Annotated in this window: 8 protein-coding genes and 1 tRNA gene; 3 read left to right on the top strand and 6 right to left on the bottom strand. The window is 62.6% G+C overall.

The features are described from left to right. Positions 1 to 21 precede the first annotated feature (21 nt). A complete protein-coding gene (locus NKK50_RS14775; RefSeq protein WP_023691328.1) occupies positions 22 to 705 on the top strand; it encodes a phosphoglycolate phosphatase in 684 nt (227 codons plus the stop codon). 128 nt (positions 706 to 833) lie between these two features. After that, positions 834 to 908 (top strand) — tRNA-Val (locus tag NKK50_RS14770). Between the two features lie 39 nt (positions 909 to 947). On the opposite strand, the gene NKK50_RS14765 is transcribed toward NKK50_RS14770, so the two are convergent. From NKK50_RS14765 to NKK50_RS14745, 5 genes are all read right to left on the bottom strand, one after another. Further along, on the bottom strand, positions 948 to 1220 hold the full coding sequence (locus NKK50_RS14765) for a hypothetical protein (RefSeq protein ID WP_023696133.1): 273 nt from the start codon (positions 1218 to 1220) through the stop codon (positions 948 to 950). 111 nt (positions 1221 to 1331) lie between these two features. Beyond that, positions 1332 to 4001: a DNA/RNA non-specific endonuclease gene (locus tag NKK50_RS14760; protein WP_023745068.1), complete on the bottom strand. Its 2670-nt coding sequence runs from the start codon at positions 3999 to 4001 to the stop codon at positions 1332 to 1334. After that, on the bottom strand, positions 3998 to 5128 hold the full coding sequence (locus NKK50_RS14755; RefSeq protein ID WP_155921533.1) for a hypothetical protein: 1131 nt from the start codon (positions 5126 to 5128) through the stop codon (positions 3998 to 4000). Before NKK50_RS14755 ends, NKK50_RS14760 begins: the two co-directional genes overlap by 4 nt. A gap of 304 nt (positions 5129 to 5432) precedes the next feature. After that, positions 5433 to 6416, bottom strand: a complete 984-nt coding sequence (locus tag NKK50_RS14750; RefSeq protein ID WP_023745069.1) for a trypsin-like peptidase domain-containing protein — start codon at positions 6414 to 6416, stop codon at positions 5433 to 5435. 16 nt (positions 6417 to 6432) lie between these two features. Then, positions 6433 to 8697, bottom strand: a complete 2265-nt coding sequence (locus NKK50_RS14745) for a DNA/RNA non-specific endonuclease (protein WP_352543597.1) — start codon at positions 8695 to 8697, stop codon at positions 6433 to 6435. Positions 8698 to 9205: 508 nt separating this feature from the next. On the opposite strand from NKK50_RS14745, the gene NKK50_RS14740 reads away from it, so the two are divergent. Then, positions 9206 to 9892: a Crp/Fnr family transcriptional regulator gene (locus NKK50_RS14740; protein ID WP_023668987.1), complete on the top strand. Its 687-nt coding sequence runs from the start codon at positions 9206 to 9208 to the stop codon at positions 9890 to 9892. A gap of 7 nt (positions 9893 to 9899) precedes the next feature. Here the strand turns inward: NKK50_RS14740 and NKK50_RS14735 are convergent, their stop codons facing one another. Beyond that, complete coding sequence (locus NKK50_RS14735; RefSeq protein ID WP_352543596.1) at positions 9900 to 14222, bottom strand: cytochrome P450; 4323 nt, start codon at positions 14220 to 14222, stop codon at positions 9900 to 9902. Positions 14223 to 14332 lie beyond the last annotated feature (110 nt).

The following is a 14332-nucleotide window of genomic DNA, read 5'->3' as shown; positions in this document are numbered from 1 at the left end:
GCATCAGCCACAGGACAGGCCATGACCCAACCGATCATCGTGTTCGACCTCGACGGGACGCTGATCGACACGGCGCCGGATCTGCTCGACAGCCTCAACCACAGCCTTGCCGCCAGCGAGCTTGCCGCTGTCGACGAGGCCGGCTTCCGGCGTTTTGTCGGCCAGGGCGGACGGGTGATGATCGAGCGCGCGCATACCGCGCAGCAGAAATCGCTGGCGGTGGAGGAGCACGACAGGCTGCTGAAGGTGTTCCTCGACCACTACACACTCAACATCCCCGGCAAGTCGCGCCCCTACCCCGGTGTCGTCGAAGCCATCGCCCGCTTCGAGAAGGCCGGCTATCTGCTCGCCATCTGCACCAACAAATATGAGGCGAATTCGAAAGCGCTGATCGAGGCGCTCGGCCTGACAAAGCATTTCGCCGCGATCGCCGGCCAGGACACGTTCGCCTTCCGCAAGCCCGACCCGCGCCATCTGACCGAGACCATCCGGCTCGCCGGCGGCGATCCGCATCATGCGCTGATGGTCGGCGATTCGCAGACCGACATCGACACCGCCAAGGCAGCCGGCATTCCGGTGGTCGCCGTCGATTTCGGCTACACCGACCGCCATGTCAGAGAATTCGAGCCGTCGGCGGTGATTTCGCATTTCGACGCGCTGACGCTCGACCTGGCGGAACGGCTGATTGCAGCTGCGGCCGGCTGAGCGAAACGGGCGATTGCGCGGCAGCGCCTGCCCTCGCCTATTTCAGGCACAGAAGGCCGGCGCATCGCCTTGACTTCACAACCCTGCCTCCCTTATATCGCGGCTCGCTTGGCCTTCGGGCAACGAGCGGGCGATTAGCTCAGCGGGAGAGCACACCCTTCACACGGGTGGGGTCGCAGGTTCAATCCCTGCATCGCCCACCATCTTTCTTTCCCTGAACAGCGCACTCCAAGCCAGCACTCCTAGCAGCTGCAACTCGCCCCTTCCCCACCAAAATTCTTCTGCGCGAAGTTCAAGGCGCTTGAGTAGCTCGTGTAGCTCTGGAACTGGCAGACATCGGAGCCGTTGCGCACCTTCATCTGCTCGAGATCCCAGAACGAAACCTCGATGTGATCGTTGGCGCAATAGACCGTGTATTTTTCAGGCTCCAGCGCGTTGGCTTTCTGCAGCGGCATGGAGACGGCTGGAATGCAAAGCGCGGAAAGTGCAAGCATGACGGCGTGACGCGTGCGCATGTAAAAACCTCTGGAGTGAGAACAGCCCGTATTTGTCGCGACGATAGTGAGCGGCGCATCGCGGCTTTTTTACGCGCCCTTGTCTTCGCCCCGCTCGGGCCTTCAGTGTTTCTATATGCTGGTCCATATCTCCAATGTGTTGGCCTTGATGATCGGCACCGCACGGGCTGTCACCAGTCGGCCAGCGGCAACCGTGAGGTCGGCGGCCAGCAGTTCGGCGGCGCCACGGTCGGCGTCGTTGTAGGGGTTGTAGCGAACTTCGTTCTTGCCGGCGGCAGCGGCGACACGTTCTTCGCCAGGGTTTGGAATGCCCCAGCCCAAGGCCCGCATTTTTGCGGAAAGCGCCCCGGCCTCCTCGCGCGCCATGCCGGCGAACTGGACGTAAACCGTCTGTGGGCTCTGCTGGATACGCAGCCGGTCCTTCAGCGTGTTGAGTGCGTTGCGATCCTGCTCACCGATAACAGTCTGGCCGTCGGCTGCCGAAAGGGCGAGATCGGCAACCGCCCGGCGCGCGCCGGCAAACACAGCCAGCCAGTCCGGGCGTTCCCACAATTCAGGCGGTACCCCAAGCAGGGTCTCAAGCACGTTGCGGCGCCCCGCCGGTGTCAGCCCGCTTATGCTTTGCAGGCCGGCCATCTCGACGAGAGCCGCGACGATCTTCTGCCGTTCGACCACCGGAAGGTCTGCGTCTTCGAGGACGGCAATCAGGTCACCGCGCAGTGCATCATTTGCGCCGTCGAGCAGCTTGACGCGAGCCGCCAGTTCGTCGGCCGCGGTTCCATTGGGGCCGCGGTTCTTCAGTGAATCCGTCCATTCGATGAGAGGGTCGAAATTGAGGCTCGTGAGCCTTTCAAGCTCGGCAACCGGGAGCCGATACTGCTCGACGTTGAACGCCCCCGTAGCGTCGGCTGGAATGAAGAACGCATCGACCTCAAATTCCGGCTCCCTCACCTCTCCCTTCACGGCCGCCGACACCGAGGACACCGCGAGCTTCCAATAGGCATAAGGGACCGGCACGCCGTCGACCGGCTGGTCCGCGGGCCGGAAGACAGGACCACTGAAGATGGTCACCCGATTGGCGAGCGGATTGTGCTGCGAGCGAACCCAGTTTTCGAGCGGCACCCATCGGCTGCCGTAGAAAGTACGCGGCTGCGGCATCGTGTTTGGCAGGAAAGAGGCATACTGCGCCAGCTTGAGCGCCGCCGTTGCCGGATCGCCGGCGAACTCCGGACCCCAGGCGATGTCGCTGGCACTTGCAAATCGCGCCGCCAGCCAGGGCCGGTCCGCGCGAAAGTACCAGTTGGGACGAGGCTGGTAGTCGACCGACAATCGGCTGTCGGGTTTCAGTCTGCTGGCGGTGAATTGCAGCGGCAACCTCTGCGACCGATCCAGGTTGACGGCCGAATAGATGGCCATGCGATGAGTTCGGCCCATGACCAGCGAGTAGTTGATGTAATCAAGCGGCGGCGCCACGGCGTCGTTGGCCAGGTCGTCGGTTATCCTGGGCAAGCCGATCGTGGCCCCTATGAAATCGACCTTGTATCCCGAAAGAACGTTAGGCTGTTTGTCTATGTCTTTGCCAAGCAGCGGTTCAAGCGCGGCGCGCAGCGGCGCCGGCAATTGGTCGAGCGCGACCTCGCCGCTTTTGACCTGCCCGGCCAGCTCGACCAGCACCCCCTGTCGCAAATCGGGCGCCAACTTGTCCAGGGACACGCTGCCGAGTTTGAGCTGTTCGACCACAAGCAAGATCGCGGATCGCAAAGTGGCCTGCGTGGCTTGCTGCTCGGCCAGCGTCTTGGCGGCGTCTTCCGCCTTCTTCTCGGCAACGGCAAGTGCAGCCTCGGCTCGCTGGCGTGCGTCTTCCGTCTTTTCAAGGGCGGTGGAAAGCTTTCCATTGAGCTTTGCGACCTCACTCGCCGTCGTCTCGGCATCCTTGCGCGCGTCAACAGCGTCATTTCTCTGGACGTAGGCGAAATAGGTGGTTGCCCCAAGGATCGCGGCCAGGATGGCAAACAGCGCGATCAATATATTCTTGCTGCGATCGCGCTGCTTCTGGCTGTCGGTCTCCGCCTTGGCGCTCGCCTCGACGAACTCGGCGATGTCTGGCCCCTGCGGAAGCTCCGCCGCCTCCTTCAGCGCTTCGCCGCGCAGGAGATAGCCGGGATAGCCGGTGTTCTTCCATTGCCGCGCCTGGGCGGCCACGCGAATGCGAAAGCGCTCGGTCAGTTCGTCCGAACTCAGTTCGTCGTCGGATGCGAAGCCGTCGCCGGATACGGCACCGTCTTTGGTCGTCACGACTACAGGTTCAGGGACAGCGATGGCGATCGCCCCGGAATCGGTGATTTCACGCGATGCGGATTCGTCGTCGGCCGCAACGGCAACTGGCTCGGCTGTTTCGAGCCCACCACCGCCGGCGAAAGACGCGAGCCGCGCCGGGCTGACGTCGGCTGAGGTGATGCCCGGCCGCGTGACCAGTTCGGCGGACCAATAATCGAGTATGCGCTGCGCCGCGCGCCGGTCGGATTCCCGCGCGATGGTGCTGCCGGCGCGCCGTGCCTTGGCCAGGAAGTCGCGGATGGCCTGCGCATCGGGGGCCGTGTTGTCGATGCTGGCTTCCGTCGTCTCGGCGCCGGCCTTGTCGCTGCGGCTCATCGATGGGTCGACGGCTTCATTGCTGCTGGCGATGCGCATCAGCTCGAGATGTGCGATCCGGATGTCGCTCAGCGAAATAAAATCGGCCGGAGTTTCGGTCTCCGTGCCTGTCGCAAGTTCATCGCTCATGGCCCCAGGTCCTCAATGATCTTGTGCAAAGGCGTGCTGACGCGGACGATCGAGGCGCATTCCGTTTTCAGCGCCAGATCGACCTGGACGAAGCGTTGCTGGGCCTCGTCCCGATAGGCTTCGAAGGCAAGGATGAAGGCGGTATCGACGGTCTCGCGCGATAGCTGGTCGTTGACGTCGGTGGAGTAGTCGACGAGCGTCGCCCGCCACGCTCCAGTGGGGTCGAGGTCGGCAAGAACCTTGACCTTCACTTCCAGGTTTCGCCACAGCGGCGAAAACTGGAACGGCAGCGACTTGTCCGCCGCAGCGCCCCCTTCTATCGGCTCGATCATGTCGGTAAGGCTGGCCAGCTTGTTGTCGATGTCCTGCCATAGCTTGTGCTCGACGACGCGCGCATAGATGGTCGAGGACAGCACCATGATCGCGTCATGCGCGGCCTTGATCAAGGGCACGGACGGCTCTTCTGCAGGAAGTTTGCCGGCTATCGTATCTAGACCGGTGGCCAAAAGTCCGAAGGGCAGGTTCTTTGCCGTGACGAAAATCTGCTGGTTGAGCCGCGACGGCACGACGCGCAGCACGGTGCGCACGTCAAACAGCGCGTCGTAGGCGTCCGGAGACTTGTTATCGATGGCAGCCTGCAACTTGATCGCAGCCGCCTTGAGGTCGTCGAGCCAGGCCTGCTCGATATCGTGAAGCGCCGGCCCCGCCGGCAGCTCCATGACCGACTCTCCGATAGAGACACAGAAGAGCTTCAATATTTTGAGGAAATTGCGCATGACGCGGACCTGCTCCAGGTCGGCCCCCATGTCGCGGGCGGCGACCAGCAGGTTCTGGAAGCTGCCGATGCCGTATTGAAAACTCTGCAGATGGTCATGCAGGTCCTTGTAGGTCTTGAGGACATCGATCTGGCTGGTGACATTGGTGAGGCCGTTGTCGGCGGCAAGCGTGGCCTGAATGTCCTTGGACTGCTGGTTGACGGCGTTGAAGCCTGCGAGCGCGGTGTTGACCCGATCGTCGGTCGTCATGCCGGGCAACTCGGCCGTCGGTTTCTGGCCCGCGGCGAGTTCGTCCAGATAGGCCTTGAACCGGGCCGCGCACTGCGGATTTTGCGCCACGACGGCAGTCATAAGCGCCTGCGACAGTTTATTGGTCAACGCATAGTCAAGGATGTTGAACCAGACTGTAAGCGCCGCCCCCTGGAGGTTGATGGCGCCAGCGACGATTCCAGCGTCCTTGGTTACCTGCAACCAATCGGGAGGCAATGGGTAGAGATCAGCCAGTTGAAGCCTGAGGTCGAAATAGGCGCTGATCTCTGAACTCCCTGGTGTTTGGTGTCTGGCGTTATAAACCGTCACATCCGAAAAATTTTACATGCCGTAGTCCCAAATCGCCGCGCATCGAGCTGCGCCATCGGTCTGCATAGCTCACCATCTACACGGGCTTGGCCGCGAGGTCCTGGATGATGGTGTCGATCGCGATGCCTTCGTTGCGATAATATGTGCTTTTGGTAGGCGCGTTGGGCTCGGTGAGCCAGCCTCCGCTGTGATGCAGCGCAATCAGGTTCCAGTCGGTGTCGAAGACCGGCGAGCCCGAGGAACCCGGCAGCGTGTCGGTCAGATACTGGACGCGGCCGCCGCCGACGAAGGCCACGACATTGGCGACGAATGAAATCTGCTTTTGCGCGCCGCCGGGATGCTGGATGATGTTGACATGGTCGCCGGCCTTGACGGCCATGGGCTTCAATTCCAACTCGCCCCATTTGGAGGCATCGCCCTTGATGCGGACAGCTGACCAATCATTGTCCTTGGAGGTACGAAGCGGCACGGCGGTGTCGATGTCGAACTGGTCGAGCGGCGCGTCGAGCCCGGCAACGGTGCGCTGATAGTTGAACTGGACCACCGTGCCCGCCAATGAAGCGTCGTCAGGCAAGACATGGTTGTTGGTGATCAGTATCCCGCCGGTGGTCATGAAGCCGGTGCCGGAGCTGCCATCCGCACGCTTGATGCGCACCACCGATCTTGCCCTGACAAGGCCGAGTTCGAGATAGCTGATCGGCACCAGCGTGCTCTTGTCACCAAGGATTTTTTCGAGCTGGGCCGGCGCCGTCGCGCCGCTCCAATTGGCGGTCGCGGGGCCTTCGACCGGCGGCGGCGGGGCGTGCTGCTTTGCCTGCAGCAGTGCCTGGTCGCCGGGATTCTCATCGAGCGCAAAGGCGACGAGGTCGTCGGCCCTGGTCTCCTGCTTTGCGCGCTGGACAATCGCAAACCAGTTGTTGATCGCCTTGTTGTCAAAGGCGATCTGGGCCGTCGAAAGACCGACACCTTTGGCAACACGCACGCCGTCGCCGATCATCGGGTAGAGGTTAGCGAGGATGCGGTTGAGACTGTTCAGTTCGGATTGCGTCCATTCGGTCATGGGATTCCCTCCGACCCTAAGCCTTCTTCTTCCGCTTGCGCGACCCCGCCCGCATCGCAATTTCGGTGCCGCGCACCGTTTCGTACTGGTCGGCGTCGATCAGCGACTGATCGAAGCTGACGCCGGTCATTTCGGAGATTTCGGTCAGCGGGTACATGGCGCCGATGAACTCGTCGGAGACGGCAAACTCCAGCTGCGTGTCCGACAGATCCTGTTCGAGCACGAAGCCATAACTGGCGATGCCGTCACTGACGCGGGCGACTACCACCTTCCAGAAGCGGCGCGGCACCGGCGCGCGGAGACTGGTGCCTTTGGGACCCTTGCCGGCAAAGGTCCGGTCGTCTTCGGCGAGGACCGGGCCGGCGAAGACGCAAAGCCGCTCGCTGGCCGCCTCCGACAGGACGTGATTCTCAAGATCGCCCCAGTTCTTCTCGCCGCTGTCGGAGCGGTTGTAGCCTTCGACCTGGGGCGAGCAGTTGGTGACATGGAAGGAGCAGACATTGCCCCTGAGCAGCAGCTCGAAGGTGCTGCCCCAGGCCACGTCATCGCGCCTGACGATATGGCCCTTGTCGAAGGCGCCCTGATCCTGGGTGTAGAAGACATCGGGGATCTGATACTTGTCGTCGAGCCGCAGATCCGGGAACCAGCGCTCGCTGAACAGGCCGCCACGCGAATAGTTGCGGCCCTTTTCCGGCTCGCGCAGATTGCTCTCCTCGGTGACGTTGGAGGCGGTGAACAGCGCCAGCCGCCGCTTGGCGTGCATCTTGAGTGAAAAATTCTGGTAGTCCAGCCGCGTGCCCCCGTCCCTAAGTGGCGCCAGCACGGAGAGGTCGGTGGCCTCAGGCATGGGCACAATGACCGGTGCGAGTTTAGTGCCGCCAGAGAGAAATTTCTCGTCGTAGCCCTTATAGCCGGCATAGTCCGCGACCGTTTTGGGAACGAATGCGCCGCCTGGAGGGGTCGGCTTGGCCGCTTCCAGTTCGACCGATTCCGTGACCGCTTCATGGCCAGGCGTTGCGCCGAGCGAGACGGTGATGCGCAACGGCACTTCGAAGGTGACGCTGCCGCCCGGCGAAACGACGACGCCTCCGGATGGAGGCGTCTGGGTGGCGACGCCCGGGATCTGCTGGGCGCCGCCGACTTCAACCAGGTTTACGCCCTCGGCCGGCGACCCACTGTCCGCCTTGTTCCACCATGCGCCCCAATCGTTGGGGCCGCCGCTGGCGGCGCCGGCGAAATTGAGGCCGAGGTCGACGACACGCTGGTCCTTGGCGAGCGCGCCGGTGGGCACGGCGTAGTTGCGCTCGAGATAGCGGCCGGCAAAATGCAGCGCCACGACCTCGCCGGTGGCGAGGTTGATCATGGCGGTGCCGGAGTTGCCGCCAGTGGTCGAGCAATCATGTGTCGCCGCGCTGACGATCTTACCGAAACTCTCCGTATCGAAGCCGCCCTGCAGCATGCCCGGTTGCAGGCGCTTGACCTGGAAACGATTGCGCATGAGCTCGTTCTGGACATCGACCGCGTTGCGATTGTCGAACGCGGGATAGCCGATGGCGACGACTTCCTGGCGCAGCATATCGCGCGCGTCGGCGACCGCGAGCGACAGCGGCGTGATGTTGTCGGGCAGGCCTTCGACTTCGAGGATCGCCATGTCCCAATAGGGATGGATCATCCGGACATTGCGGATCTTGAAGACGTTTCCCGCCGCCGAATCGCGCTTGAAGTCGATGCCGGCGGCGCGGCCGTTGATGAATTGCACATTGCGGTCGCCAAGGCCGTCCGCAAATATCTGCGCCACATGACGGTTGGTCATCAGCAGGTTGCGGCCGACGACGAAGCCCGTGCCGCCGTAAGGGATATTGGTGTTCCACAACAGTTCGATACGCCCGATCGCCGGCAGGGCGGCTTCGATGCGCTGCTTCAATGCGGCCTCGCTGGTAAGCTTCGTCCACAGCGAATGGCCAGGTGTCGGAGCGCCGTCGAAAGTCAGCGTCGTAAAGGTGCCATCCTTGATGTCATAGACCGGCCGCAACTCCGGGATGATTATGGCTTCCAGATCGGAAAGCTGCTCGGGCGCGACTTCGGCGCCCCGCGCGAGGCTCTCCATGCCAGCGCGCGCCGATTCAAACGCCGCCTCCGTCTTGCCGGCTTCCGCAGGCGCAAGGGATTCCAGTCCGCCGCCTGCCATCGTCTCCATGTTGCCGAGGACCGATTCAGTCCCCTCGCCCCCGGTGACGAGATCGAGATATCGACGGATTCGCTGCTCTCTGCTGACCGGCATAGTAGCCCTCTAACGTTCTGTCGAAGTAAAGAACTGTATTGCCCCATTTTAGACTGGTGCAATTCTGACTGGCAGGCAAGGAAACAAATCAACTCGCGTCGAAGATGACCGCAGCGCAACGTCGGCATGTCTCTTTGCGGCAGTCGCTCGCGCGATGTATGACGCTCGCATTATTTCAGCGATGCCGTATGTGATCTCCGTCACAGACGCTCACGCTGTTTGCCCCCACCTATCGCAACGGGTGGAAGGGCCATTGCGGCCGCTCGGTTTTACAGAAATTTTATCACCTATCCATTTTTATCAGTTGGCGCCTGCACGCGCGGCTCCTCCCGCCGCGCGTGCAGGCGGCTTTCCGCCCGGCACGAGCCAGGCACTGGGCGCGACCACTGCGCCACGCCTTTACAAGGCGTAATCGCAAGGGATGAACGCCGGCCTTTGACGCGGTGCACTCTTGCCTTAGACTTCGGCCCTTAAACTTCGCCGATTGCGGCAATTGGGAATTTGGAACATGGCTTTTGGCGGCCCTAACGACAGAAACGATCTGCCGCGCCTGGCACGCATCGATCCAAAGCTGTTCGATATCCTGTTCAGCGGCTGCAAGGTCGAGCGCTACGCCGCCGGCCAGCATCTGTTCGTCCAGGAAGATGCCGCCGACCGGATCTACGGGGTGATGAGCGGCACGGTGGAAATCTCGATCTATTCGCCTGGCGGGCAGAAGCTGGTGGCCAATATCGAGCTGTCGCGCAGCCTCGTCGGCGAGATCGGCGCGCTTGACGGGCGGCCACGCACCGCCACCGCCATCTGCCTGACCGCTTGCGAGCTGGTTTCGCTCAGCAGGACACAACTCTTTGATCGCATTGAGAGAAATCCACCGCTGGCACGCGCGATGATCGAACTTCTGTGCGCCCGGCTGCGCTGGGTCAGCGGCGAACTCGGCGACCAGGCCTTCTTCGGCATCGAGGCGAGGCTCGCCAAACGCCTGGTCTTCCTGGCCAAGGTGATGGCCGACAGCGCCGGCTGGATCCCGATCTCGCAATCGGAACTCGGAGAGTTCCTCGGCGCCACGCGCGAGTCCGTCAACAAGACGCTCAACGACTGGCGCAACCGCTCGTTCATTGCCATCAAACGCGGCGGCCTGCGCATCACCGACACCGGGGCACTGCGCCACATCGCCGAGTCGCAGGACGACGACTGACGCCGAATCAGAGCCGCGAAATCAGGTAGCGCAGCGCCGAGCGGCTGGGCATGAAGAAATATCCACCCCCCTTGGTGGTGACGAATTGCGGCATGTCACGGAGCGTCGTGACCTTTTCCCATGACGGAATGGTGAACCTGCCATCGCCGCCGCGCGAACCAATCGTCGGGTCCTTTTCAGCGACGAGGCCCTGGAACGTGGCCGACGAAACCCAGGTCTGCTGAATGAATTCGTACTGGCGCTCTATGTCGGCGTTGAGGCACATGAACAGCAGCCCCTTTTCGACCTTGCCATTCTTGCCGTCCTGCTTCTGATAGGTGCGGCCGACCCGCAGGATACGATGGCGCTTGCCGATATTGATCTGCGTATCGCGGTCCTCACCCAGCGAGTCGCGTGGGTTGGAACGGCGAATGTGGGCACCAAGCGGGCAGCGATGGCCTTGCGGATCCTCGGCGCCAGCGGCGAAGTTGTTGTCGATGACGCGTCCCGGATGATCGGGGTTGCGCACCAGCGAGCTACCGTTCTGCCAGCGGCCGAGCATCTTGGCGGCAATCCAGTCTTGCGTGATGGCTTGGTTGCCGAGTTGGCTCGCGACCAAGGCTGCAGCCTTTTTGCAGTAGTTGTTGAAGACGTCGACGTGCTGCTCGAACTGGCGAATAACCAGGAATGAACCGTTGCGCCCGAAATCGCGCGGCGGTGGCGGCAGGCCCGGAATCAGCCGGCTACGGCGCACCTGCGAAAGGATTCCAGTCCGATCGCGTGATGCGCTTACCGAGGGCGAGGCTGGATAGAACCCATGCTCATCACGATAGCCGAACAGGAACTCGCCGGGCGCGACCAGATGCATGGGCGCGGCGCCCCTGCTGGCGCGGGTCGTGCCCCGGACAATCGGCTGCGAAATCCCGTCCGCGAAACCGAAATGCTCGTAGGCTGGCCCACGTTCCGACCGATCGTCACGCTTTGCCCCGTCGGACGATTTCGTCTTCGTGTCGGTCGGACCCCGGTTTACGGCGAGCGGCAGTTCGGCAACGACCTTCATGCCTGCACCGGTCGTCTTTCGTCTCACGGTGGCAATCTCGGTCTTCAACCGTCCCGGGTCTTCAGCATAGCAGACGATGACCAGGTCCACAGGGTTCTCCAGCGACCCCCACTCCCATTCGTCCGGGCCGTCGCGGCCTCGGTCGTCCAGTATGCGCCCACGCTCGGGGTTGCCCATGCCATGGCGAAAGGCGATCGGAAATGTTTCCAGTGGATCGCCCTCCACACCCTCGTCGAGCCCAAACTGCCGCAGGCCACCGGGACCAAAGGCGACTATCATAGCGCGCCCGGCGGGCCTGCCTTCGCCGAAACTCGTCTGCTCGACAACGAAATCGAGCCAGGCTCTGCGCTTGGGCGCCGGCAACTTGTCCGGCACCCGGATCGCAAGCATATGCGAATAAGCGAGCGGGCCGAGCGGGCCGAAGAAGATGGACTGGATCTCGCCGGTTTCCAGCTGCTGTTCGAGAGGCGCCGGAAAGGCAGAGCTGATATTGGCCAGCAGCGAAGTGGTCTTTTGAACGGTGGTTGTTTCGCTCGCCGGGCGCCGTAGCGAACCGAACAAGCTCAGCCAGTCGCGCGCCTCGTTGCCGACGGCGGAAGCAATGCCGCGCCTGACCCGGGAATTGATCCGGATGCGCTCTGTGTTGATTTGCGGATAGGCGGAGTACCAGAACAGGGTCGGCACCTGCTGGCGCCGCGCCCAGCGCTTGAAACGATCGCCGTCGCGCGCGCCGTCCAGGAACAGCCATCGTGTGCGTGGATAGCCCACGGTGTTGCTCCACACGCCGGTCAGGCCAGCGGACGCCTTGGCGATGAAGTCCTCAAGATAGCTTTCCCAGCTGCCGCCGTAGTTGGAGAAGAACATCAATCGGTTGGAGCCGGGCAGCAGTATCCAGCGGGCGAAATGGATGGTGTTGATGGTGTTGAGGAAGCCTGGCTTGAATACCTTCTGGGCAGCTATCGAGATCAGGTAGAAAGAAAACCTGAGCGCCAGCCGCCGCAGAATGCCGGCCTTCATCGTCGAAATCGCAGTCAGATGGTTTTGTGCCGCGTGGCCCTCCTTGACGAGTATCGCGTTCAATTCAGATATGCCGATCGATGTGCTTTCCGGCCGATCCCTGTCCTCGCGGCGTCGCAGCGCCAGCAAGCACGAAAACGCCAGCAGCGCCGCTGCCACCAACACTCCAAGTCCCGACAACAGAAGTGAGGTGATTGCTACCGCTATGGCGGTGAAGGAGATTTCCTGGGAACTGATGTCGATAGATCTGCCGAACACCACACTGTAGGTCATGTACCAGCAAGCAGCCCAGATGATCGCCACCGTGACGAAGACCGGTGGTACCAGCAACGTCGTCATCAGGGCACGGCCCCAATGACCCGGCGGCTTTTCGAGCAGGCTTTCGGCCGGCTCGAACGCCCAGGCAAACGTCCCTAATGACTGGACACGCTGGCGAACTTCAGCGAGCACGGCAGGAGCGTTGCCGGCCCCTTTGCGTGGCCGCTCGACGATGTCGCGCACGGCTTCGAAAAGCTGCTGCTCGGCCTTGATACGCTGGACCGAGTGCCCCGGCGTGCCCGAAAACACCAGTCCGGCATTGCTGCCGAAGGACGGCGATATGTCGACATTGTGCTTGCGCAGGAAATCGTTCAATGCGCCGCCATCGCGCAGATCGCAGACATCCTTGAAGATCGGCCGCAGCCGGTGCCCGATGGCGTGCGTGACCGCATCGATGACATCGTCGATGCTGCCGTCACCGGAAATCTCGAGAACCAGAGCTCCTTTTTCCTGACCGGAATCAGCGCCGATCTCGCCGGTGCCGACCACGGTCAGGCTGGTGAAGTGGACGGTGCCGGCAATGTCGAGCGCGGTGCGGATCTCTTCGACGGCCGGGTTGCCGAGGCTGGCAACCTTGTCGCGGACAGCATCCAGCGACGCGGATCGGGTGACCGGGCAGACCACCGTCACCATAGACTGCGTTACGGTGCGGCAGAGTTCTGCCCGTTCGAAATCGACCTTGAGCGTTTCGGGATAGGCGCCGATGCGGGTCATCCGCCCGGCCTTGCCGGGCATGCGGCGCACGCCCTGCTTCTGGAACAGGGCGCGCAGGCTTTCGCCGATCTGGATCCTGGCAATCTCGGCGCCGATGCACTGATGAATGCCGTGGCCGAAGACCATGTAGTCGCGATACGGGCGCGATGTGTCGAACTGGTCCGGGTTCTGCACGGCGTCGGCATCGAACATCGCCGACAGCGTCGCCGGCATCACCACCGTGCCGGCCTTCACCAGGCGCTCGCGGCGCGTACCCTTGCCGATGATCGCGTCGCGGGCCGTGTAGCGCCAGGGGCCGACCCAGATCGGCTTGAAGCGCATGGCTTCAAGGACGGCCCTGTCGAGCTTGGCGGTATCGTTTTCGGCCAATGCGGCATCGATAGCCTGCCGTGCGTCGGGCCGCGACAGGATCACGTCGAGGCAATTGCCGGCGGCCAACACATTGGTCGGGACGAAGCCGGCGATCATGCCCAGCATGATCGAATTGAGGTCGTCCCGCGACAGGCGGCCCTGATCCGTCTGGACAACCAGCCTCGCCAGCGGTTGCTCGGCCTTCAAGCCCCGGTCCCTCGCCGACTGGATGGAGCGATCGATGACTTTGAGAAGACGGTCGCCCGCCACCACTGCGAGTTCGCGCATGACGGGGCTCGCCGTCGGGTCCGAAAAGAACAGCGCACTCAGCGCGATCGCCCAGTCGGCGAATTCGGATTCATCGTCGATCTCGACGCCGAAATAATCGCGGCAGATGTGCACCGGGACGATCTTCATCAACCTGGAGATCGCATCGAAGCCGGGGCTGGCGCGCGTCATGATCTCTTGCGAATGACGCGCCGCGATCGGCCTGACGGCGGCTTCGACCTCGGCCGGCGGGAATGCACTCAGCACCGACGATTTCATGCGCCGGTAGTCGGCGCCGTCCTGCATGCCGAGGATGAAGTTGGATCCCCGGGCAAGCTCGGTCATTTCCGGGCCGTATGGGGTCTGGAATTCGTCGCCGCGCTCCAATATGTCGCGGACATCGGCGTTCTTGGTGACCACGAGAACACCGAAGAGCTTGCCGGTCGGCCGGAAACGCCGCAACAAGGAAAGCGCCCAGCGGGGGTCTTCGGCCAGAGACCCGACGATGCGCGCAATCAGCCCTGTCTTCCGGATCCGGCCGAGATCGAAGGGCGGCATTTCCGACAGCGGGCGCTGGTTTTTCTGGGCCGCGCGAATAGCGTCGAAATACTTCAGTTCGGTCATGCGCGTTCAAGCCCCCCGGCTATCCACGTTATTGCGATGCCGGCCGTTCAACGCCTAGGTTTGCATCGGTTGCACGTATGTGAATCTTTTCACAGTTGGTCCATGTTCCA

Origin of the sequence: Mesorhizobium sp. M0001 (genome assembly GCF_040324255.1) — a bacterium.
Lineage (GTDB): Bacteria > Pseudomonadota > Alphaproteobacteria > Rhizobiales > Rhizobiaceae > Mesorhizobium.
This window is presented reverse-complemented; position numbering and strand designations above follow the sequence as displayed.

Coding starts and splice junctions, on each gene's coding strand:
- NKK50_RS14750 (WP_023745069.1), bottom strand. CDS start 6,416: ATGACCGAATGGACGCAATCCGAACTGAACAGTCTCAACCGCATCCTC.
- NKK50_RS14755 (WP_155921533.1), bottom strand. CDS start 5,128: ATGACTGCCGTCGTGGCGCAAAATCCGCAGTGCGCGGCCCGGTTCAAG.
- NKK50_RS14735 (WP_352543596.1), bottom strand. CDS start 14,222: ATGACCGAACTGAAGTATTTCGACGCTATTCGCGCGGCCCAGAAAAAC.
- NKK50_RS14740 (WP_023668987.1), top strand. CDS start 9,206: ATGGCTTTTGGCGGCCCTAACGACAGAAACGATCTGCCGCGCCTGGCA.
- NKK50_RS14745 (WP_352543597.1), bottom strand. CDS start 8,697: ATGCCGGTCAGCAGAGAGCAGCGAATCCGTCGATATCTCGATCTCGTC.
- NKK50_RS14775 (WP_023691328.1), top strand. CDS start 22: ATGACCCAACCGATCATCGTGTTCGACCTCGACGGGACGCTGATCGAC.
- NKK50_RS14760 (WP_023745068.1), bottom strand. CDS start 4,001: ATGAGCGATGAACTTGCGACAGGCACGGAGACCGAAACTCCGGCCGAT.
- NKK50_RS14765 (WP_023696133.1), bottom strand. CDS start 1,220: ATGCGCACGCGTCACGCCGTCATGCTTGCACTTTCCGCGCTTTGCATT.